At 46.3% G+C, this 23,399-nt stretch carries 16 protein-coding genes, 1 tRNA gene and 1 pseudogene; 7 read left to right on the plus strand and 11 right to left on the minus strand.

Annotation, left to right across the window (positions count from 1 at the left end; all coding sequences use genetic code 11):
* Positions 1–368 (plus strand): annotated as a pseudogene (locus QUB61_RS06980) (IS4 family transposase); the annotation flags it as partial.
* A gap of 70 nt (positions 369–438) precedes the next feature.
* On the plus strand, positions 439–681 hold the full coding sequence (locus QUB61_RS06985) for a pentapeptide repeat-containing protein (RefSeq protein ID WP_333124503.1): 243 nt from the start codon (positions 439–441) through the stop codon (positions 679–681).
* A gap of 119 nt (positions 682–800) precedes the next feature.
* Here the strand turns inward: QUB61_RS06985 and dpdE are convergent, their stop codons facing one another.
* The 10 genes from dpdE to QUB61_RS07035 form a co-directional block, all read right to left on the minus strand.
* A complete protein-coding gene (gene dpdE / locus QUB61_RS06990; protein ID WP_333124506.1) occupies positions 801–4,199 on the minus strand; it encodes a protein DpdE in 3,399 nt (1,132 codons plus the stop codon).
* A gap of 289 nt (positions 4,200–4,488) precedes the next feature.
* The gene (locus QUB61_RS06995; protein WP_333124509.1) at positions 4,489–5,145 is read right to left on the minus strand and encodes a glutathione S-transferase; all 657 of its coding nucleotides are present in this window, start codon (positions 5,143–5,145) and stop codon (positions 4,489–4,491) included.
* A gap of 354 nt (positions 5,146–5,499) precedes the next feature.
* Complete coding sequence (gene trhO, locus QUB61_RS07000) at positions 5,500–6,447, minus strand: oxygen-dependent tRNA uridine(34) hydroxylase TrhO (RefSeq protein ID WP_333124511.1); 948 nt, start codon at positions 6,445–6,447, stop codon at positions 5,500–5,502.
* A gap of 54 nt (positions 6,448–6,501) precedes the next feature.
* Positions 6,502–6,573 (minus strand) — tRNA-Gly (locus QUB61_RS07005).
* Positions 6,574–6,893: 320 nt separating this feature from the next.
* Positions 6,894–7,265 carry a hypothetical protein gene (locus QUB61_RS07010; protein WP_333124514.1) on the minus strand — a complete coding sequence of 124 codons (372 nt, stop codon included), beginning with the start codon at positions 7,263–7,265 and terminating at the stop codon, positions 6,894–6,896.
* A 7-nt stretch (positions 7,266–7,272) separates the two neighbouring features.
* Positions 7,273–7,467: a hypothetical protein gene (locus QUB61_RS07015; protein WP_333124516.1), complete on the minus strand. Its 195-nt coding sequence runs from the start codon at positions 7,465–7,467 to the stop codon at positions 7,273–7,275.
* Positions 7,468–7,497: 30 nt separating this feature from the next.
* Positions 7,498–7,767, minus strand: coding sequence for a hypothetical protein (locus QUB61_RS07020; protein ID WP_333124518.1), 270 nt, complete (start codon positions 7,765–7,767; stop codon positions 7,498–7,500).
* 141 nt (positions 7,768–7,908) lie between these two features.
* Entirely contained in the window at positions 7,909–10,659 is a 2,751-nt protein-coding gene (locus tag QUB61_RS07025) for an efflux RND transporter permease subunit (RefSeq protein ID WP_333124520.1), read from the minus strand.
* Positions 10,563–11,015 carry an efflux RND transporter permease subunit gene (locus QUB61_RS07030; protein ID WP_333124523.1) on the minus strand — a complete coding sequence of 151 codons (453 nt, stop codon included), beginning with the start codon at positions 11,013–11,015 and terminating at the stop codon, positions 10,563–10,565. The genes QUB61_RS07025 and QUB61_RS07030 overlap by 97 nt, the downstream gene beginning before the upstream one ends.
* Before the next feature lie 202 nt (positions 11,016–11,217).
* Positions 11,218–13,011, minus strand: coding sequence for an efflux RND transporter periplasmic adaptor subunit (locus QUB61_RS07035; RefSeq protein ID WP_333124526.1), 1,794 nt, complete (start codon positions 13,009–13,011; stop codon positions 11,218–11,220).
* Between the two features lie 652 nt (positions 13,012–13,663).
* Here QUB61_RS07035 and iscB point away from each other — a divergent pair.
* The 5 genes from iscB (at position 13,664) to QUB61_RS07060 (ending at position 19,415) form a co-directional block, all read left to right on the plus strand.
* A complete protein-coding gene (gene iscB / locus QUB61_RS07040; protein ID WP_333124528.1) occupies positions 13,664–14,947 on the plus strand; it encodes an RNA-guided endonuclease IscB in 1,284 nt (427 codons plus the stop codon).
* A gap of 87 nt (positions 14,948–15,034) precedes the next feature.
* Positions 15,035–16,168, plus strand: coding sequence for an AI-2E family transporter (locus QUB61_RS07045; RefSeq protein ID WP_333124531.1), 1,134 nt, complete (start codon positions 15,035–15,037; stop codon positions 16,166–16,168).
* A 411-nt stretch (positions 16,169–16,579) separates the two neighbouring features.
* Positions 16,580–17,650 (plus strand): ABC transporter permease, encoded by a 1,071-nt coding sequence (locus QUB61_RS07050; RefSeq protein WP_333124535.1) that lies wholly within the window; start codon positions 16,580–16,582, stop codon positions 17,648–17,650.
* A 486-nt stretch (positions 17,651–18,136) separates the two neighbouring features.
* The gene (locus QUB61_RS07055) at positions 18,137–18,568 is read left to right on the plus strand and encodes a hypothetical protein (RefSeq protein ID WP_333124538.1); all 432 of its coding nucleotides are present in this window, start codon (positions 18,137–18,139) and stop codon (positions 18,566–18,568) included.
* Positions 18,519–19,415 (plus strand): hypothetical protein, encoded by an 897-nt coding sequence (locus tag QUB61_RS07060; protein WP_333124541.1) that lies wholly within the window; start codon positions 18,519–18,521, stop codon positions 19,413–19,415. The genes QUB61_RS07055 and QUB61_RS07060 overlap by 50 nt, the downstream gene beginning before the upstream one ends.
* Positions 19,416–19,566: 151 nt before the next feature.
* On the opposite strand, the gene QUB61_RS07065 is transcribed toward QUB61_RS07060, so the two are convergent.
* A complete protein-coding gene (locus QUB61_RS07065; protein WP_333124545.1) occupies positions 19,567–22,989 on the minus strand; it encodes a PAS domain S-box protein in 3,423 nt (1,140 codons plus the stop codon).
* Positions 22,990–23,399 lie beyond the last annotated feature (410 nt).

A 23,399-nucleotide genomic window follows, 5' to 3' on the forward strand; every position in this document is an offset into this window, starting at 1 on the left:
TAAATCTCAGCTATTTATGGACAGGTTCATTAAACGGAATCAAGCTCCAAATCTGGGCTACTTGGCTATTTTATGCGGTTTTAGTAGATTTAGGAGATGCGGTTGCCGATGAATTAGGAGTACCAATTGAACGGGTTTCATTAGAAATGATTTATCGGGGGATGTATCATTTTTCGGTTGCCTATCAAAAAGGAATAGCTTCTGACCTAGTTAAGTATTTTGCCTCCGATAAAAATCAAGATTTAGGGATTGTTAAGCGACGACGAAAACCTCATGTCAGGCTAATTATTTCTCCTTTCCCTGGAACTCAAAGAAGTCCCGAACAATTTTTTTTCAATAATAAAGGAACAAATGGAGTCATATTTTAATTGGGTCAACAGGTAAAAGATGAGTAATTTTACTCATTGACAATAGTGCTTTTAGCTTAACTTGTGAGTAATGAGTGGCGCCTTCTTAGGAAATGCAGATTTAAGCGGCACAGATTTGCACAAAGCAAGTCTAGCTTTAGCTAACCTCAGCGGTGCCAATTTGAGCCGCGCAAATCTGCTAGAAGTGAACTTAACAAATGCTAATTTCAGCGGTGCGAATGTCGAGTCAGCGAGGTTTGGGAATAACCCAGGACTTACCGAGGAAGTAAAAGTGAATTTACAGCAGCGGGGAGGGATTTTTGAAGAAGTTTAGCCCGTAACTGCGAGCTCCTTTTCATCCATCTGCGTTCATCCGCGTTTATCCGCCCGCATCTGCGGTTAAAAAAAAAGCGATCGCCCCCAAAAAGAGCGATCGAACTCCACCCAAACAAATTATCCTTCATCCTCAGATTTCACAGGAGCACGCCCAGAAATCACAATAAATCCCACAGACTCAAGAGTCATGTGCGGGTGGCGAATTCCAGCTAAAACCGCTTGACTCAACAAACTTTCCATACTGATTTCCTCAGCCAAAACCGATTCTAAAGCTTGTTCTGATTTAGAAAGTTGATTCAAGCGCAATTGCAATTGATTCACCCGGTTTTCCAGTTGGATAGCAGCACTGACAGCGGAACTATTGCACATTTCCAGAAAAGCCGATCGCCCGCGCAGCAATTCCTCCGATATCACCCGCCCCTTTTGGCAAAAATCATCCCATTCTAGCGGATCGACAAAACTGTCAATAAGCGACGTGCGATTTTTTGACAAATTGTAATCCCGATTCGCGGGGCTTTTCCCCTTATAAGCCCGCTGCAAAATCGCCAGAAGTTCCGCATCTTCCACCAGAGACATCTCCTCGCTACGAGCATCTACATACACCGTTTCAAAAGTTGGGATAAACAGAGCATCAGCGCGTCGCTGCAAAGCTTTCAAGTTGTAATTTTCGATATTTTGTGCTTCCAAAACTTGCTGGGCCGGCTGCACATCAGTCTGGATTGAATAATTAAACTGAAAGCCGAACCACTCATTCCCGGGCTCCGCATCCCAACTTTCATCATGTCGCCACATGGCAAAAGCTTGACCCCGATCGTCCCAGCGAATATAAGACCCAAGTGCATCGATCAATCCCTCACCAATTCGGTAAAGAGCGACATCCGCATTCTGATGAGCAATGCGGCGATTGTAACTACCATACTGCTGACAATAAGGAATCAATCTGGTTCTCAAATCGTTCGAGGGAATCAAAGTTTTTTGAGTAGGTTGATAGCGCAGCAACCCCGATATACTCGGATGTTCGATTTGTTTGAAGTGGAGAGCTTGACACAACCAACCTTCCACAGCCCGCTGCATTTCTTTATGCTTAGCATCGCAGTTATCGAGAGATTCAAAATACTGAGATGCGCTGTCATCAAGAGTATCAATTTCATCGAGAACGTACTGTTCGTCGATTCTAATTTTCTCTTGTTCGATTTCAGTTTTAATCGCTTCAACTTCGCTTAATAAGCCCTTTGCTCCCTCAGCGAACAACTTTTCTTCAAGTTTAAGAAGTTTTTCCTCAGCATAAAACTGAAGGCTAGCAATAGATTTGTTGAAGATCTCAAACCCGTCTTTTAAAACTTGAAACCAAGCTTCGTGGGGACTCTCCGGCAAATCCGGGCCTGCAAACAAACAAAATTGCACTCCCATTTTGCTACCAATGCGATCGACTCTGCCGAGTCTTTGTTCTAACTGGTTGGGAAACCACGGCAAATCGAAGTGAATTAACCAATCAACAAATTGCAGATTTACCCCTACTTCCGCCGATCGATCGCACACTAAGATAAAGCAATGCGCCTCTATCTTAAACCGCTTAACATTCGCCTCAACCTCATCCGCCGATTTGCCCGTTTCATGGCTGGCGATCGCATTTTTACCAAAGATTTTAGCTAAATTTTCCGCAATTTCTTTGCAAGTTGCCGTAAAACTGGTAAAAATCACAATTTTCGGGAAACGCTCGCCCGGAATCGGCCGTTTAATTTGCTGTTGAATTCTCGACAGCAAATCGCGAGGATTGCTGTGATACTCGCGCGGAACCTTCAAAGCAACTGCCAGAAATCGGAGAATCGCGATTCGTAACAAACTCAGTCGATCGGCTCCTTCCTGGGGCTTTTCCAGGGTATTGAGCAAGGTTTCCAGCATTTCCCTTTCTTCGGGAAACAGCGCAGTTTTGGTCAAAATTGCCGTGTCATTTTGTCCAAATTCTCGATCGAGTTCTGGAGTCGATTTTTTCTGCAAACGAGCTTTGACAACCCGTTCTAAAACACTCAGCCAAGTACCATTCGCGCGGAAAAACAGCAGAAAAACTCTCTGATATTCGCTAGACTTGGGAGCGGCTGTGCGCCACTTATCGAGGATGCTGTGAATTGCCGACCACTGTTCATCATTCAGATCGTACTCGGCTTTGGGGACAGCATCTCGGTCGAAAATCACATCTTCCACCGCATCCCGGCGGTTGCGAAGGATGCGACGGTGCAGGCGGTAGGTATCGCTAACGTGAGTGCGAATAGTTCGGACAAGGCGAGCCTGTTCTGCGGTTTCTTCAGTTTCCAAACAACTTTCTAACTCACTTGCTAATCCGATTAAATAATCGTCTTTTGCAAAAATAGTGCCGAGTTGAGCGAGTTTTGTTTTCAAAACAATAGGCGTTGCTCCTTCTCTGAAATCCAGCAAAGCGCGGCAGATTTCTTGACTGTTTTGCACCTGTTTTTTGAAACTTTCCAGGTCATCAAGACGGTAAGTTGTCGGGTCTAGCAAGTGCAGCATCGCCAAAAAATCCTGCTCGCAGCCGAGAACTGGCTTTGCAGATAATAACAATAAATTTTTGCTTTTGTGAGCTAGTTTCTGACAAAGTTCAAAGCACTGCTGTTGAGCGCGATCGCTCGAATTTGCCATTGCCGCCACATCATGCGCTTCATCAACAATCAGAAAATCTAGATTGGCGTTGCGGCTAATTTGATTGATTTCGCTAACCGCAACAAGCTGCACTCTGTCAGCAAAATGAGACAAATAGAATTTATTTTCCAACTCCTGCCGCCACTGTTCGAGCAGGTATTTGGGAACCAGTACCACAGCGCGTCCGTTGGGATCGTCGAGCAGAAACTGGCGGAGAATTGTGCCGGCTTCTACTGTTTTTCCCAGTCCTGGTTCGTCTGCCAATAAATAGCGCACGATTGGGTCTTCTAGGACGCGCCGGACGACTTCAACTTGGTGCGGATAGAGGTCTATGTTAGCAGAAATTAAACCAGTCATGCCGCGGCTGACGGCCCGCTGTTCGATCGCAGATTGAACGAATGCCAATCGGCGATCGTGAAAATACGGCGTTTCTTGGCCTTTGACTGCTAAAATGTCGATCGGATCGGCGATCGGGATATTGCAGCGAACGTAAAGTTCGGTTTCGACAGCTTGCAAACTTTCGCTGTCGGGGAGGTCAATTTCGTATTCTAATTTATCTTCATCCCAGTCATAAACTCGACCGATAATCCACCTTTCCTGACTTGTGCTCCAGAGGTAGCAGCGGGTTTGGCGCTGAAGTCTGGCTTCTTGCAGCAAACCCAAGGGCACAGTTTTGCGGATGCGGTTTTTAACTGAGCAAAAATATTCAATTAGGGCATCGGTACGCGATACCTCGACAACTTTTCCGACTCCCAAATCGTTTCTGGGCGATCGAACTAACGAACCAACATCAATCATAATTTCAGCCTGACAATACTTACTAGAATACAGTAAATCCTTTCCCGTTAAAAGTTTTAGCAAGATGCGATTTTGACCTGCGTCACTTTTTTAGTCCCATGACAGCCAATCGATTTTAGATTTTAGATTTTAGATTTTAGATTGACGCATTGACCCCACGGATAAATTCGGGGGGCAAGTTTCATCGGATACAGGTTTTTTATTTCTGGGTCCTGAGTCTGCTTTCGGAATGAATCCGGGGGCTTGTATCCTGGATGCTTTCGGTCAATCTGGTATTCTGGAACCAATAAGTTTAGCACGGTAACATTTTGAGAATTAAATAAATATGCGAGCAGCGAATAAGAATAAGTAATTAGGAGGAAGGAAAAACAACGCCTGGATTACCGGATTCCCATTTCGGGTATTTCTGCATAACACTGCTATAAATTTGAGACTCTGTGAACTCTGTTAACCAAGCTTGTAGCCCAGGCCAAGGCTGTTCGTTGAACCAAGCTCGATCCGTATGAGCGAATTGACGAACAAAAGGTGCGATCGCCATATCGGCCAATGCTACATTGTTACCAAACAAATATTTAGTCGCGCTTAACTGTGCATTTAGTCTGCCCAGATATAAAGCACCTTCATACCGATGTACTTGGGCATCAACACCTGGATAACGATCCGGGTACTTATAACGATCGAGATGATATTTAAACTCCTCATCAAATAGAGCGATAAGTTCCAGCATTTCTGCAACAGAACCTCGGTCTGGCATCAACCATTTTTCAGGATCGTGTTGTCTCAATGCCCACAACATGATATCGATACTTTGATCCAGTACGCGCCCGTCAACATCAATCAATATTGGTACCGTACCTTTGGCAGATACCTCCAACATCTCTTGTGGTTTGTCTCGCAAAACAACTTCCCGCAACTCACACACCCGATTGCTAACCATTAAGGCCAAGCGCGCGCGCATAGCATAGGGACAGCGGCGAAAGGAATACAAAATCGGGTATTTTGCTGACATATTATATCAATTCCGGTTGCACCGGAATTATTGTTGACTGTTGACTGTTGACTGTTGAAGGAGGGGTCGAAAAACTGAATGATTGAGTGTTAACTGTTGACTCAATTTTATTATTCCGATGCAACCGAAAACGATATAATTAGCCGATAGCGCGATCGGGTTTTTCTGGTCAGAAACCCCGTTTATTCGTAGATTTCTCGTAGCCAAACAAGATTTTTCGTATAAACCGGGTTTCTTTGAGCTTAGTTTTAATACTAAGCTGTTGCGGCATTTAAATTGTCTGTCAAAAAAACTCAAAGTCTTGTGGGGTGTCCCGCCCGCCCTGAATATACAATTTAAATGCGCGACAGCTTATTAGTCGCAGCCCTCATCTACTTTTTCCTTCGCATCGTAGCGCGCGCCTATATGTACTTGGTTGCGACGCTTAGCAAACTCAATCTGACGTTGACGCTCAGATAAGCCTTGTTTTTTGGTTTCAGTTTTTGAGCCATGGCAATGAGGACAACTCACACCAAGTACAAATAATTCAGAAGCCTTATCTTCCTGACTAATCGGGTGACGACAACCGCGACAAAGTTCATAGTTACCCGACTTTAACCCATGACCAACAGAAACCCGTTCATCAAAGACAAAACATTCACCTTCCCAACGACTTTCTGCTTCCGGCACCGTTTCCAAATATTTTAAAATTCCGCCTTCGAGATGATAGACTTCATCAAAACCTTGAGTACGCAAAAAAGCAGTAGATTTCTCGCAGCGAATACCACCCGTGCAAAACATTGCCACCTTGGGTTTATTGCGTAAAGCAGTTTCCCGCAGCACCCATTCAGGTAATTCGGAAAAGCTTTTTGTTTTTGGATTAATAGCGCCTTCAAAAGTACCCATAGATACCTCGAAGTCATTACGAACATCAACCACGACAACATCGGGATCGTCAAGCAGCTTATTCCACTCATCAGGCTTAACATATTTGCCAGCCATGAGGCGGGGATTAATGTCCGGTACCCCCATCGTGACGATTTCGCGCTTCAAGCGTATTTTCAGGCGGTAAAAAGGTGCTTTTTCCGAGAAAGATTCCTTGTGTACCAGATCCGCAAAACGCGGGTCACTACGCAAGAATGCCAGCACTGCGTGTACGCCCTCGGACGAGCCGGCAATAGTGCCATTGATGCCTTCAGAGGCCAGCAAGATAGTGCCTTTGACCTGATTGTTGTTGCAACAATCGAGTAGCGGTGCTTTCAGGTCGGCAAAATCCGGTAGTTCAACGAACTTATATAAAGCAGCGGTTAAGAAATAAGCCATAGATTGAATTGATAGCACTAATTAATTTTCATAATTCTATGAAAATTCAGTCAAAGCGGACGGTGGGACTCGAACCCACGACGTTCAGCATGGGAAGCTGACATTCTACCACTGAATTACGCCCGCGCTTAGTGTTTTTTACCTGCTTTCACCTTCTTTGACCTTGGAGGGGTCGCGGTAAAAAACGACTAGAAAAACATTGTACAACTATTTTCTGATTTTGAGTATAGCATTTTGACGATTAATTGTGGGCGGCAGCCGATCGCCCCGGAGCCGCACAAGAAAAGCCCTGTACCAAAGGCAGGACTTAATCTAACTTAAATTTCTGGCGTTGCTGATTCATGGTATGAATCAACTTTTCTCCGAAGTTACAAAACTCACCCTACTTGGCCTATAGCCATTCCGAAATCTTGAATTCATACCTGTATTCAGCAACGCCAAAATCACTACCCAACCTGAGCAGGTTGCAGAATCTCGTTAACAGGCCTCCCCCGTTGCAGCTCAACCCAATTAGACTCAACGGGTTGATAAGCGCAGTAACACACCACGATTTGCTGATTAGTGTTGTTAGATGAGAACTGGTCGATACTCTTAACAACCCAGTCCCCATCTCGACCGTGAGTGATCCCATTCTCAGGGTCTTGCGGGTTGGCATATTCCCGCAGACGATCGCCTACTTGGGGCAATCTACCGGAACTGTCCCATTCTTCTGTCAGGATGTCGGTCAAGCCGCCGGACGGCATTAGCTTGCGTTCTTTCCAGCCTTCGGCACTCATTGATTCGACTTTATAAACAATCCAGGTTTCCTTATTAGACATAATTACCTCAGTTTTGGTTGTCGTGCCAAAGGTCTTGAAAAGAAGTCTGTTCGCCGTGAAAGACGCAATCGACTTCCAGTGGCGAATCCTTGTTTGTTTTGATTCGCTTAAGTGTCCAACCGTACCGGCGCTCCATTTCCCGGCCCTTCTCCGGGTCGGTGGCACTGTGTACATTTTCTTGTTCTGACGGTTCTTGTTCCACTCGGTTTCTCAATGTTTTCGATACTAGACATTAACTAGACTCATCGGGTTCGGGGCAATCCTCTCCGAGGGCTTCGCTAACGGTGCTGGCTTGCCGGGGAGACGGGGATTGAGGACGATGGCTTGTGTTTGTCGTTAAGGCATTAGAAGAGTGTCGCTTTAGGTATTCCGCTATAGCTCGCTTGACTACTACCCGTGCTAACTGGGGTATCGTCAAAAACTCCTCTTTTGCCCAATTTTCTAAGCAATCTATGTCTTCTTGGTCTAGACGCAAAGTTAGACGGGGCTTGTCAGAGGGCATATAAGTGCATATAAGGATGTCACTTTAAATTACCCCTTTTTGCCCTGCTTTGTCTTTTGCGTCATACCTTGACGAGTGACGCACTTATTGACACTATAGCATCTATGAACGCTTGCATAGCCTAACTGAAGTTCCCTTGGACTACCCGGAGAGCTTCGATCGCCCTTCCCCTCTTTTCTTCCCCCGCATCAGATTAAAAATCCAGATTTGCAAACCATCCATGTAAGTAAAAACCACCGGAATCACCACCAGAGTCAGCAGGGTAGAAGTCATCAAACCGCCAATTACCGCCATCGCCATCGGGCTGCGAGTTTGCGAACCAGCGCCAATTCCCAGAGCAATTGGCACCATCCCAGCTATCATGGCGATCGTCGTCATCAAAATCGGCCGCAACCGCGCCACCCCCGAATCCAGCGTCGCCTCATACATCGGCTTGCCTTCCTGCTGATTCATAATCGCGTAATCCACCAGCAAAATCGAATTTTTCGTCACAATTCCCATCAGCAAAACCACACCAATCAAAGCGTAGAGGCCGAGAGACTTTTGTCCCACCAGCAGTCCCAGCAGCGCCCCACCCAGAGACAAAGGCAAGGCCGCCATAATCGTCACCGGATGTAGAAAATTGGCAAACAGCAGCACCAAAACAGCATAAATAAACAGTACCGCCGTTCCCAGAGCCGCCGCAAAACCGCTGAACACATCCTGCATCACCTTCGCATCTCCCGACGATTCCTGTTCGACGCCCGGGGGTAGAGGATTCATTGCAGGCAATTTCTTCACTGCAGCGGAAGCTTCTCCCAAAGTCGTACCCTGCAACAAATTCCCCTCTACAGATACTTGACGAGCTCTGTCGTAGCGATCGATCTGAGAAGGCCCGCTGCCCAAAGCAATATCCGCCACCGTCCTCAACGGCACCAAAGTATTATTTTTCCCCGGTACTTGCAGATTCTTAATCGTTTCGATATCGCTGCGAAACTGTGGCGCCAACATTACATGAATCGGAATTTGTCTGTCGGGCAAATCAAATTTAGCAAGATTCGAGTCAATATCACCAATCGTTGCCAGAGATGCAGTTCGAGCAATTTGCTGCACCGATACACCCTGATCCGCCGCCCGATTCGGATCGGGTTTCACCAAAATCTCCGGCTTCACCAAACTCGCGCTAGACTGTACCTCAATCAGTCCCGGAACTTGCCTCATTTGTTGCGTGAGACTTTCAGCAGTTTTAGTTAAAGCCTCGGCATTTTCGCTTTTTAGGACGATCGACATTTGCTTCCTACCGCCCACACGCCCTTGAGAAAAACTCAGCCGCACTCCGGGAACATCGCGAAGTTTCGGCCGCATGGACTCTTCAAACCGCTGTTGTCCGATCCGCCGGTCGGCGGGTTTCAATTTCACGTAAAGACTCGCTGTATTCACGCCACTAGCGCGCCCGCCGCCGCCTCCCGCGCCCCCGGAAACTGTCGGAGCACCTTCAGTCTCCAAAACGCTATCTACGGCTGGATTAGCCAGCAACAATTGAGTTGCTTGCTGCACTGCTGAATCTGTCTGCTGCAAAGTAGAACCCGGAGGCAATTCAATAGAGACAGTCGAAAGTCCGGTATCATCGCGATCGATAAACCCCGTAGGAATGTAAGGTATTAATTGAACGCTGCCGAAAAACAAAGCTACACCTAAAATTAGGACGATCGCCCGATGCTTCAGCGCCCAAGTCAAAAGCCTGCGGTACTGATAAGAAAGTTGGTCTTTTTTGAGTTCTTGATAGTGTCCTTTCTCCTTAAACAAATAAGCCGCCATCATCGGAGTAACGGTTCGGGCTACTAACAGCGAAAATAACACCGACGCCGAAACCGTCACCCCAAAAGGCCGAAAAAACTGACCGGGAATTCCCGGCATAAAAGCCACCGGCGCAAATACCGCAACAATCGTCATCGTAGTAGCAACAACAGCCAAACCAATTTCAGCAGAAGCATCCAAAGAAGCTTGATAGGGAGTTTTCCCCATCCCGACGTGCCGTTCTATATTTTCAATTTCGACGATCGCATCATCTACTAATATGCCCACCACCAGCGACAGCGCCAACAAAGTCATGCTGTTGAGGGTATAGCCCAAAAGCCGGAGCACAGCAAAAGTAGGAATTGCCGACAGCGGTAAGGCAACAGAAGCAATTAAAGTTGCGCGCCAATCCCGCAAAAAGATTAAAATAGTTATTACCGCTAAAGCCGCCCCCAAAATTAAAGCATCTACAGAAGCTTCATAAGAATCTCGAATGTGGTCGGCCAAAGTATAAATAAGTTCCAGCTTGACATCAGGCGGCAAAGTTTTTTCCAGTTTTTCAACAGTTTCCCGCACCGCTTCTTCTACAGTTACCAGAGTGCTGCCGGTACTGCGGAGAATGGAAAAAGCCACCACAGGTTTGTTGTTGAGTCGCGCCGCCTGACGAGCTTCTGCATAGCCTTCAGCAACTTCTCCCAAACTCGAAAGCGGCACAAAACCGCCTTTAGGCAAAGTAATTTGATAAGCTTTCAACTGTTCAATAGTTTTAGCACTGCCGAGGGTACGAACTGTTTGCTCGGAATTGCCAATTTCAGTTCGGCCGCCCGGTAAATTGATATTAAAATTGCGAATTTGGTCGTTAACTTGAGTAGCTGTAATACCGAGACTTTGCAGTTGTTCGGGGTTTAAATCCACCCGAATATCCCTGTCTCTGCCTCCGATTCGCTGCACTTGAGCGACACCTTTGACAGAGAGGAGGACCCGGCTGATGTTTTGGTCAATTAATTCGCTTAACTGTTCTACGGTTTGGCGATCCGAAACAACCGCGTAAGACATAATAGAACTGCCAGCAAATTCGACTCGCTTGACAACCGGGTCGTTAATGTCTTGGGGCAAGCTTTGGCGGATTTGGGCGATCGCATTGCGGACATCATTAGTAGCGCGATCGCTATTTCCAATAAAAAGTTGACCGTTGTATTAGAAGAACCATCATTAACTGTAGAGATAATGTGGTCAATATTGCCCAAACCCGCCACAGCATCTTCTACTTTTTTCGTGACTTGAGATTCAAGTTCTGCTGGATCTGCCCCCGGTTGGCTGACAGATATCGAAACAGAAGGCACATCAATATTAGGCGAATCATCAATACCTAAAAGCGGAAATGATAGTAAACCCCCTATTGTCAGAACCAAGAACAAAACAATCGTGGGGACAGGCTGTTTGATCGACCAAGCCGAAATATTGAAAGACATAATGGGGAATGGGGAATGGGGAATGGGGCATTGGGCATTGGTAATACAGTTCCTGCTTTCTCTCTTCTTTATTCTCTTCCTTTGCGTCCTTCGCGTCTTCGCGGTTCGTTTGAAAAAAGTAATACTGTAGGGTGCGAAGTCCGCACCTTACACTTACTGACTACTAACTACTAACTACTGACTACTAACTAATGACTAATAACTATTTAACAACCTTAACCCGATCGCCATCCTTCAGATAACCTGCCCCAGCAATAACTACCCGATCGCCCGCCTTCAAACCCTTTTTAACCTCCACCTTAGCAGCAGTCAAATCCCCCACAGCACCCCCAGAAATTTCCCCTACTTCCACAGGTTGAGCCTGCACCTTATCCTCGCCCACAAGTTTGTAAACAATAGAACTGCCGTCAGGTTGCGGCAAAATAGCTTTAGCAGGGACTTTCAAACCTTGAGCCGTTGCCGTCGAAATGGATGCGCGCAAAAACATACCCGAGCGCAAAAACTCGCTTGGCGGCAAATCAATCTTCACAGTAGCTTGCCGATTTTGCGGGTCAACTAGCGGCGAAATATCTCGCACAGTTCCTGACAACTTAATCCGCTTGTCAGAATCCGAAGTAATCTGCACCGCTGTTCCCGGCCGCACTTGCGCAACCTGAGTTTCCGGCACTTTCAATTGCAGTTCCAGCTTGTTTCCCCGAATAATCGAAAAGAGTTTTTGACTTCCCGAAGAAACATCCCCAACTCGACCAATTCTTTCAGCAACAGTGCCGCTATCAGGTGCTCGAACAATAGTTTGTTCTAGTTGAGTTTGTAACTGTTTGACTTGCGCATCATTGCTGCGGACACTTGCTGCATTATTTCCGACATTTGCTCTCGCACTGCTGACACTCGCTCCGGCCGTATTCACTTTAGCACGAGCGCTGCTGAGGGCCGCTCTAGCCGTACTGATATTAGCTTCAGCAGTAGCTACTTTAGCAAGAGCCGATCGCACTTCTTCCGCTGCTTTATTCTGTTCTTCCAAAGCTGTATTCAAATCAGCTTTAGCTTTGTTCAAGTCTTGAACAGCAGTCTGGCGTTCCGTCTTGCGCCTTTCCAAATCTTGCTGGCTAATTACTCCCTGCGCAGCCAAATCTTGGGTGCGATTTACTTCTCTTTGAGCTTGATCTAATTTAGCCTGGGCGGAGGCAATGCCGGCTTTAGCTTGAGTGACACCGGCTTTAGCTTGCTCCACACCGGCCCTAGCCTGGCCGACGCCTGTTTTGGCTTGCGCTGCGTCAGCGATGGCTTTTTCTACGCCAGCTTGGGCTTGAGCGACGCCGGCTTGGGCTTCTTGTTGGGCTGACTGAGCTTGCTGCACCTGAGCTTCGGCTTGTTCTACCGTAGAATTAGCCGATTGTACTCCCGCAAGCGCTTCGGCAATTTGCTCTCGCAGCACCGAATCGTCCAAAACCGCCATCGTCTGACCTTTTTCTACCGCATCCCCTTCGTTCACCAAAACCTGCTTGATTTGCAAACCGTTGGCCTGTGGCAACACCGGCAGCAAGTCGTAGGCTGCCACGGTGCCCGTCGCTTCCAGAGATTCACCCACCTGGGCAGATTCCACAGGCGCCACTGTCACAGTCTGAGCCGTCGCCTGCACAGTTGCCGATGGAATTGGAACTGCGGGACGCGCATTCTGCTTGGCCCCAGTCAACTGTACTGCTAGCAGCGTTGCAGCCACCCCAATGCCTGCGCCCGCCAACAAGGCAGGCCACCTGAGTCCTTTGCTGGGCGAAGCTTCTGCCTCTTCTGGTTCCAAAACTTCAGATTGTTCCCCCTCCATTTCTGGAACTTCTAGGGCAACTTCTGGTTCATCTTCCTCAGGAGAAAATTGCCAGCGAGAGCGGTCTGATACCCCACTTTCAGGCGCATTTTCTACTGAGTTCTTGTCGCGTCCGCTCTGCACGGGGGGAAGGGGTTTCTTTTCTTCCGCTTCTGAAAAAACTTGATTGGTCACGGTAGTTCCTCTCGCCGGTATTAACCTGTGGGTTCTTTATATTGTAAAGAAAGATTACGATAGTATCTGATTTATTTTAGCCAAGGGGGTGAGCAGTTGCGCTTCCTCCTTTTGGGTGAGTGTGGCGCCGTTTCACCACATTGCGGGCGATTTCGATCGAAGTTTGTTCGATCGACATTTAATTCGATCTGCCTCCGGGGCATACTGAATATTAGCGTCATTCCTGAGCGTGGGGTCGATCGGACTGGCATTGTCTGTCGGGCGAGCGGTTTTGCCATCACCAACTCATCAATGCTGAGAGAATTCAGTCTAATCTTGAACTGATTATTGCTAATCTATACTCTAATGTGTTTATTCTAGAATACGGCACATCGGCTCAGGAAGTTGTACCAGTTTAATTGACAAAAATCACAGTAAGCAACCCCGGTCTAAAGACACGGGGCTTCAGCAAATAAACTGAAGCCGTGCTTACCAGCCTCAGTCTTAGTTGACTACGTTTTGAGGGTCATGATACCTGTGGATGCGTAGCTAGTCCTCTGCTCTGTCGTTTGCAGTTAAACAGTCTTAAGGTCACTGAGGCAGTGCTGCAAGCCCAACAAGCCCTTAAAACATTGGCGAAGCTAACATTACGAGAAATCGAAGGGACACAACAATGTCTACCAAACCCAATTACGTTTTTGTTCTAGATACTAACCACAAACCACTAACACCATGCAAACCATCATTAGCACGTAAATTGTTAAACGCTGGTAAAGCTAAAGTTTTTAGGTTGTATCCTTTCGCAATAATTTTGAAGAAGGGAGTAGCTGAGGACCCACGACCCGTGACTCTAAAGATTGACCCCGGTTCAAAAGTTAGTGGATTAGCGATACTTTTAGGTTCTGATCTAATTTGGGTAGCCCAATTAACTCATCGCGGTCAATCAATTAAGGCATCGCTAGATTCGCGTCGTTCCCGAAGGCGCGGTCGCAGAAGTCGGCATACAAGGTATCGTCAAGCGAGATTTCTAAACCGGACACGTCCCAAAGGCTGGTTAGCTCCTAGCTTTCGACACCGTGTAGAAACAACCTTAACTTTAGTCAACAAACTATCAAGACTTGCACCAGTCAGAACGATATTTCAAGAATTAGTTAGATTCGATCTACAGCAGATAGAAAATCCAGAAATTTCTGGGATTGAGTATCAGCAAGGTGTGTTAGCTGGTTACGAAGTCCGTGAGTATCTGCTCAATAAATGGGACAGGCGATGTGCTTACTGTAGCGTAGAAAACGTACCTTTACAACTTGAGCATATTCATCCTAGGGCGTCGGGTGGAACCAACAGGATATCTAATTTGTGTTTGGCTTGTGAGCCTTGCAATATCAAGAAAGGCACTCAGGATATCAAGATATTCCTAGCAAAAAAGCCCGATGTTTTGAAGAGAATCTTGGCACAAGCTAAGCGCCCATTAAAAGATGCCTCTGCTGTCAATTCAACCCGATGGGCTTTGTTTAATCGCCTAAAAGAGACAGGTAAAGAGATTGCCACGGGTTCTGGCGGGTTGACAAAATTCAACCGCATACGGTTGGAATTACCAAAAACCCACTTCTTTGATGCTGCTTGCGTTGGTGATACACCTAAAATTTCCGTACTAGCAAATCAGCCCCTAAACATCAAAGCGACGGGGCATGGTTCAAGGCAGATGTGTCGCACCGATAAGTTTGGATTTCCTTCTCGGTACGTTCCTAGATTTAAGTTCGTCAAGGGTTTCCAGACAGGCGACATTGTACAAGCCGTTGTTACTTCTGGCAAGAAGATTGGAACTTATAAAGGTAAGGTTGCTGTTCGCTCATCTGGTAGTTTTAACGTTTCATCAGCCCAGGGTTTAATTCAAGGAATCAATCACAAATATTGCTTTTCTATTCATCAAAAGGATGGGTACAACTATGGATTTTAAGAGTATTGATGGGACACTAAAGTATCCCGTGTCGCTTTTCCTCCCACGGCTAAAGCCACTGGGTTTCCAATCTCCCGTGAGGTTTCTATGAATAGTGTCTTTTCTCCCGTCCAACAGTTTCTAATTACTTGGTTGCTAGTGCTAGTGACGGGATGGTTTACCCTGACTGCTGTCAGTTATGTTGGAGAACTGGTCAGCATTTTAGTAACAGCGGGACTCATTGCATTTTTATTAAATTATGCAGTAGCAAGACTGCAAGTATTTTTGCCGCGGGGAGTAGCTGCGGGATTGGTTTATTTAACTGCGGGTGTGGTAGTAGTCGTAATCGGTTTAACTATTGTACCGCCGGTGTTCAACCAAGCGAGCCAGTTGGGGGTGAGGTTGCCGGAATTGCTGGAGTCGGGGCGGCTGCAGCTAGGTGAATTTCAAGCCTGGAGTGCCGAGCGCAATTTACCGTTTGACGTGCAAATATTGGAGCAGCAACTGTCAGCTAGAGTCCAGGGACAAGTCCAGGCGATCGCCGGTACGGGTTTAGGCTTAGTTGTAGGTACTGTTAACTGGTTTTTGGACTTAATTTTTATTGTGGTAATTTCCTTTTATATGCTCCTAGACGGGCAAAGAGTGTGGCAGGGTTTGACCAGCATTTTTTCCCCAGAAATTCGCTATGTTTTAACAGAGACTTTGGAGCGAAACCTCCAGCGATTTGTATCGGGACAGTTATTGCTGGGACTATTTATGGCCATCTCGCTAACTCTAGCTTTTTGGTGGCTGCAAGTTCCGTTTTTTCTGTTGTTTGCCGTCTTTATAGGATTGACGGAAATAATTCCGTTTATTGGAGCAACTTTGGGAATTGGCACTGTTAGTATAATTGTAGCGTTTATTGATTGGTGGCTGGCGCTGCAAGTCTTGGTAGTGGCGATCGGTCTCCAGCAAATCAAGGATAACTTAGTAGCTCCCCGAATCATGGGCAATCTCACCGGATTGAGCCCGGTAATTATTTTCACAGCTTTGCTGTTAGGAGGCAGAGTGGGAGGGTTGTTAGGAGTTATCCTGGCGATTCCGCTAACTGGGGTAGTAAAAAGTATAGTAGAAATTGTACTCAATCCCAAATTGCCGCCGCAAACAGGCTCATTTTTCTACAATCCTTTTAGCGGCGAGGAATTGGGAAAAATCGCAGATAATGAAAGTAGAATAATTTTGGTTGGCGATGAACAAAAATAGTCTAATGTTTGTAGTAAAGACTTCAGTTATGAAAAAGTTTATTAGTTAGGACTAAAGCCAACTGGCATACTGGAATCGACTTGTAGGGTGCTCTACTACTTTGATTGTGAACGGACGATCGAGGGTGTAGGATCTGACTCACATCTTACCCCATTCTCCTTTAACAAGCCTTTCGGGCCTGTTCCACAAAGAATGAATTTCTTGTGGGGAGTAGGGGTTGGGCAGGATATCCCGCCTATAAAAGCCTTATTGAGAATGGTGCAAAATCTCAGATATGACCCACCTTACTAATTGTGATACCCTTGCCTTAGCCCTGTTAGTAAAGAATTGAGTCCTTGCTACTGAGTCAATTAAGAAAGAACTTGCATTCCGATGCTGCGAACCCACTTAAAATCTCAAACCTAAAAACTTATGAAATGGTGGCAAAATCTTAAAAAAAACCCTCTAGCTCGGTTGGGAGCCGTGCTGCTGTTAATTTTTTATACAGTCGCACTTTTCGCCGAATTTGTAGCGCCTTACGACCCCTACGACTCTCAATTAAACGGTTCATTGCTGCCGCCGACTCAGATTTATTTAAGCACCCCAGACGGGCGATTTATCGGACCCCACGTTTATCCCACTACTCAGGGCCCGGTGGATGCGAATACGGGCGCTCGCGAGGTAATTGTAGACTGGCAAAAACCATCGGTTCTCGGTTTGTTGGTCAAAGGTTCTCCCTATAAATTTTTAGGAGTTTTGCCTTTTGACAGGCATCTTTTTGGCACTACCCGAGAAGGCCAAATTAACATTTTAGGCACGGACGAACAAGCTCGCGATCAATTCAGTCGCTTAGTACACGGCAGCAGAATTAGCCTCAGCATCGGTTTAGTAGGAATAGCAATTTCTTTCCCCTTGGGATTGTTGATCGGAGGAATATCGGGTTATTTCGGCAGTTGGATTGACAGTATTTTAATGCGCTTCGCCGAAGTATTGATGACGATTCCGGGCCTTTATTTATTAGTAGCGCTAGCAGCAGTGCTGCCCCCGGGATTGACAAGCGCTCAGCGATTTATATTGATTGTGCTGATTACTTCATTTATCAGTTGGGCGAGTTTGGCGCGCGTAATTCGCGGTCAGGTACTGTCAATTAAACAGCTAGAATTCGTGCAAGCGGCGCGGGCAATGGGCGCTAATCCAATTTATATTATTGTCCGCCATGTGTTGCCGCAAACTGCAACTTACGTAATTATTTCTGCTACTTTGGCGGTTCCGGGTTTTATTGTGGCGGAGTCGGTTTTGAGTTTAATTGGATTGGGAATTCAACAGCCAGATCCTTCTTGGGGAAATTTGCTATCCCTGTCTACTAATGCTTCAATTTTAGTGTTGCAGCCTTGGTTGGTTTGGCCTCCGGCGATACTGATTATTTTGACGGTTTTGGCGTTTAATTTATTGGGGGATGGGTTGCGGGATGCTCTCGATCCGAGAAGCATTCAAAGGAATTAAGGGGACTTAGACATTTTCTAGCCCCTTTAGGGGGTGATATCAATTCCGGTTGCACGAGGGATATGATGGGGAGCGGTCCGTGGGGGAATGTGGAATTATTGACCTTGACTTTATCATTCCCATCCAACCGGAAACGATAGGAAAACCACTCGGAGTAAATCAAATAAGTTGACCCAAAAATGCCTAAAACCCTTAAATATACTGGATTCCTACCCATTCGAGCTAAAAACTTTTCGGTATATAGGTTTGAAGCCATTTAGGCTTCAGTTTTTGTCTAAGTCCCGTTAAACAAAACTCTCAAAATATTCGCGGTAAATAGGTAGGCACTGTAAAACGCAACTATGTAAAAGATGGTAAAGTATCCGTCGGGCCTATAGGGCCTGACTTACCCTGTTTATACCAGTTGCAGGGCTACAATTATCTTAAAGTATAAACCTCCAATTTGCTGTAAACTTTTTTCAGTAATCTAATTCTTCAAGTGCGATCGTGAAATTAGAACTTGCCTTAGCTCAATATACTGATGCTCTCACTAACCTAAAATTGGCAAAGTCTGAACCCTCAGAAATAGAAATTCTCCATATTTTAGTTACTCGCGATGCGATCGAAGAAGCACTCAGCGAGAAAACCCAGCTTTCTGTGGAAAGTTTGGCTAAACTACTCGAATTGGACAACTTCCTGAAACAACAAGCCGATGCGATCGCCCTCTTGAGCAAAATTGGCCCAATGGCGAGCTACATTTCACCCCTCCACAGAAGCTTGGTGGTGGTTTCTCGAACCGACCTCCGACGAGGAAGTTTCCCACTCACATCCCCTCTATCCGTTGTTCAACGGGCTGACTATCGCTGGATTGACGGCGGTAGCGGCTTATATGACAACCTTCGTTCAACTCTTTTCCACGGGAGGAATCAGCTTCGCTGAGAGCTTTGGTCTGCTCGGACAAGGAGGGTTACTTCTGACGGTAATCCACACCTTGCAGAACACAGGACAAGAAAAGATTAAAAACCTGCTCAAAAAACTCAATATTTCTCCCCAGTTTCACAGTCAAGCAACCTTAGGAATTACCGCAATGTTATTGTTGGCTTCTGTGGGAGTCTCTAAGTCTTTGCCTGGGATTGCGGAAAGGTACTATCAAAACGGAGAAAAATTCTACAAAGACGGTGAGCTGGAAAAAGCCCAAGCGCAATACGAGCAAGCGGCCAAAATAGACTCCAATGAGCCGAAGTTTCAAATTGCCTTGGGAAAAATCGACGAATCTTTGGGAGATATAAAGGAAGCTAGCACGCATTATAAAGTAGCTTTAAAGCTAGGGGATCCCCACGCCTTTAATAATTTAGGTCGCGTTTATATTAGTAGCCAAAAGGATTGGGTTACCGCTGAAGCTTTACTGCGAATGGGATTACAACGGGTTAGTAAAGAAGAAGCTCAACTCACTTATGAACTGCATCAAAACTTGGGATGGCTACTGAGCAACCTAAAAAAGTACCGAGCGGCTGAAGAAGAACTCCAAAAAGCAGTTGCTCTCGACGAAAATTTTAAAGAAAAACCGCTCGGTGGAGGCATGGTTTATTGCTTGCTAGAAGAGGTTATGGAAGAGAAAAAAGATAAAAAAGAGCAATTGCGCTGGAAAAAAATGTGTTTGGAGAAGGCTCGTCCCGAAACGATCGATCAGTATAAATGGTTCATTGAAACTAAAAATGATCTCGCAAGTGATATAACTACGACGAGGGAGGTGAATCCAGAATCTCCGCCAAGTACACAGCCATGATGAGTAAGATAAAAGTAAAAAATAAAACCTAAAAAGAATGTTCTTTTTACTTTTAGTTTCCCTACTTGGTTGGAAGTCCCCGTTTTTTAGGGGGACTTCCGTTGTAAGGTGCGCCAGCATTCTTTTTTCATGAAATTGAGTGCTGCGTGTGTTATGCACCGTAATTTGGCGGACTAACAGGTAAGCGGATAGTAAAAGTAGAACCAACACCCTCCTGACTTTTTACTGAAATATTGCCGCCCATCATTAGGCAGAAACGCTGGCTAATTGCTAGTCCCAAACCCGTGCCGCCGTACTTGCGCGTGGTAGAAGCGTCTGCTTGGGTAAAGGGTTGGAAAATATGCTGCAACTGCTCTGGATTCATCCCAATTCCTGTATCGGTACAATTAACAACTAAAAATTCTTTACTAGCAATTGAAGATTGAGAATCCGCTGCCGGTTCAGAACTGTTTTCTTCTCTTGCTTCGCTGCTGTGACCCGCAATTTTTTCTCGGCTGGCGGTGAGGGTAATTGTACCGTTTTTAGTGAATTTTGCGGCATTGCTCAGCAAATTTAATAAAATCTGCTGCACTTTCGTAACGTCACCGTGCATAGTGCCCATATTGCTAATTTGGTGCAATTTTAGAGTGTTGCCATTTTTCTCAATTAGCGGCGCGGCGGTAGATGCGACTTCTTCAATCAAGGTGGCGATGTCGAAGGTTTCTAAGTAAAGATCCATGCGACCGGCTTCGATTTTAGAAATGTCGAGAATGTCGTTAATTAGCGATAGCAAGTGTCTGCCGGAAGTGCGGATTTTGTCTAAATCTGGGAGGAGTTCATCGTAGCCCAATTCTTCGGTTTCTTCTTGGAGCATTTCGCTGTAGCCGATGATGGCATTCAGAGGTGTTCGCAGTTCGTGGCTCATGTTTGCCAAAAATGCGCTTTTTGCGGTGGAAGCGGCTTCGGCTGCTTCTAGGGCTAGTTGCAAGGCGGATTCAAAGATTTTGCGATCGCTAATATCCTCGACGCTGCCTTCATAGTAGAGTAGCTCGCCGTCTGCATCGTACACTGCACGCGCGCTTTCGGAAATCCAAATTACGCTGCCGTCAGCGCGGTAAACTTCTGACTCAAACCCCGAAACTTCTCCGAATTCTGCCATCACCTGCATAAACTTGTCGCGCCGCTGAGGATTGACATAAGCTTGCTGTCTGATGTTTGTGAGATTTGATGTCAATTCTTCGGGAGTGGCGTAGCCGTAGATGCGGGCTAAAGCTGGATTTACGCTCAAGAAGTGGCCTTCGGGGGTGGTTTGAAAAATGCCTTCGACTGCATTTTCAAAGATGCTGCGGTATTTTTGTTCTGCTTGACGCAGAGCGATTTGTGTGCGCTCGCGCTCGCTGGCTTCAATGGCTAGGGACACTAAATCTGCCAGGGAAGCAGCAAAATTTTGTTCTTCTACTGTCCAGTTGCGAGCAGTTCCCACTTGTTCGATAAAGATGACTCCGACTGTTTGTCCTCCCAGCCGCACCGCCGCATCTAAGGTAGAAATAGTGCCAGCTTGTGGAAAGTAAGATTCGGCAAATTCTCTAGTTCTGATATCTGATAGAGCGTCGTCGGCGGAGATAGTCCGGTATTCTTCCAAAGCTCTAAAATAATCTGGATAGTCGGCGGCTGCGATTTCGGCGCCTTGGGAATGCTGTTGGTTGCTGCGCGTAAATTGGTCGAGACATTGCAGTTTCGATCGAGTCTCATCATATAGCCAAGCGCCAGCTTTTTCTGTCAGTAGGGTATGAGCAGCCGCTTCGGTGATTTCCCTCAAAGCTACTTGCAAATCGCCTCGATACAGCGCTTTATTTCTTGCCAATTTTACCAAAACCGTATTGTGTTTGAGCAATTCTTTTTGCCTTTGGCGTCGCACCGATTCGGCTCGCTTCTGTTCGGTAATGTCGTGGGCTACCCAAATGACAGATTCTTCTGAAAGCGGCGAAATGCTGGCGGCAAAACTAACTTCGCGGTCGTCAATGGTTAAATCGTACTCGAACCTGACAGTTTGCTGAGTATCTAAAGCTGCTCGGATGTGGTTGAGAAAATTGTCTGCTGTAGCTTGCGGAAACAGCTCTCGGACAGTTTTGCCAATTAATTCTTCGGCTGGTTTGTAGAACAGGGAAAAATTTGTGGGCGCGATTTTTAAGAAGCGACCGCTGGCGTCCAAAACTATAATTAATTCGTTCATGGCTGCAAACAAAGCCCGCAATTCTGCTTCGGCGACTTCGAGTTCGGCAGTCCGCTCTACTACTCGCTGTTCTAAACTCGAGTTGGTTTGTTCTAGGGCAACAAAAGACGATCGCAATTGTCTGGCCATTTGATTGAAAGACTGAGCTAGGAGGCCGAGTTCTTTGACGCCTTGGACTTCGACTTCGCCGTCTAATTCCTTTGAGGTGAAGTCGGATGATTCGGACATTTTTGTTAAAGCTTTGGAAGCTTCCAGCAATCGGGTAATCGGTTTGACAACCCAGCGAGTGGTGAAAAATCCGAGTCCGATCGCCAGTATGAAGGCAAAAAAGCACAATAAGATAGTTGTGCGAGTGTTGGTGTGAATTTGCTCTATGAAGTCTGCTTCCGGGATGGCGACTACAATCAGCCAATCGAGGCCGCGGCCGTCTTGCAGGGGAGCAACCGTAACGAATTGACGTTTGCCGTCTATATCGAAGGTAAACTGTCCTTGCCTGTCAATTTGTTCAAAACTACCAAATCGTTTTTGCAAGTATAGAGAGGCCGATCGAATTAGCAAATTTTGGCTCCTAGTCGCCAACAGCCGTTTTTGTCCGTCTTTGTCAGTGACAAAGGGCAGTTCGTCTGTGGAACTGGCGACTATTTCTCCGCTGCGTTCGATAGCGAAAACTTGTCCCGACCGGCTAATTTTGATGCTTTTGAGAAAATCGCTGATTTGAGAAAGAGTCAGGTCAATTGCCAGTACCCCCCGCAGGTTTCCTGTTTGATTGTAAATAGGGATGACCGGCGTAATCCCCAGAACAGGCCAGGCCGTGAAGACGTAGATGGGAGACCAAGCGGCTTTTCCTGACTGTTTGGCAGTTTTGTACCAGGGTCTTGTACGGGGGTCATAGGCGGCGGTTTGGATTAGCTCAGTGCGATTTCCTTGGCTGTCCAGGCGATAAATTTGGCGGTTTGGAGCCGTTGATTCGTCTCTGATGTATACTAAGTCTTCTGCTTCTCTTTTGAGCAAAAGGAATTTGCCCTGTTCGTCGCCGTAGTAGATGGTTGTAATTCGATCGCTCAGCTTGGTCTGGTTCCACAAATAGCGCTCTAAGTTGGGGAAGTCTTCCGGGTCTAAGTTTCCAGAGGCGATCGCAGCAGTATTCATTTGCAGGAATAGATGAGACACATCCCCAAAACTGCGGAAATTTTCTTTAGTCCTGGCTGCGACTTCCAAGCTCAACCTCGTAGCAAGGTCATTGACGGCTTTCTGCCCGTTGCGAAACGACAGCCATCCAGTCACGCCCACTGCTACGGAGATTTGCACCACCAGCGGTATCAACAAAACAAGGCTCAGTGACATCTTGGGCGAGCTTTTCATCACACAACTGCTCAGACTTTTCAATAACATCAATATTCTGACACCTACCGGGTTTGCGTATCTTTTGTCCTTTGTCGTTTAAAAGATGCCCTAGATAGTAAGTTACAAAGTCGCCCAGCAAGAGTGAAGTGCCGTGGCCGGCAGCTCAAAACTTGGCTGAGGTTTCCACCGCTACTGTAAAAACTTGTAATATTAATCATGGCACTACTTGCCTAAATGTGGCGAGGGCTCTGGGGACTCGCGGCAAAAAAGTCACACGCCTGTTAGAAAAAATCCAACTGTAGCCCGGCGATCCCAACGGTGTTTGTCATCAGTCATTCCCAATTATTCAATTCTTTAATCTAAAATTTAAAATCTCAAATCTCAAACGGTATCACTTCCTCGCGGTGCGGATCGCCCACCTTACCCCT

The sequence above is a fragment of the Microcoleus sp. C2D2 genome, assembly GCF_036702495.1.
Taxonomy (GTDB): domain Bacteria; phylum Cyanobacteriota; class Cyanobacteriia; order Cyanobacteriales; family Microcoleaceae; genus Microcoleus.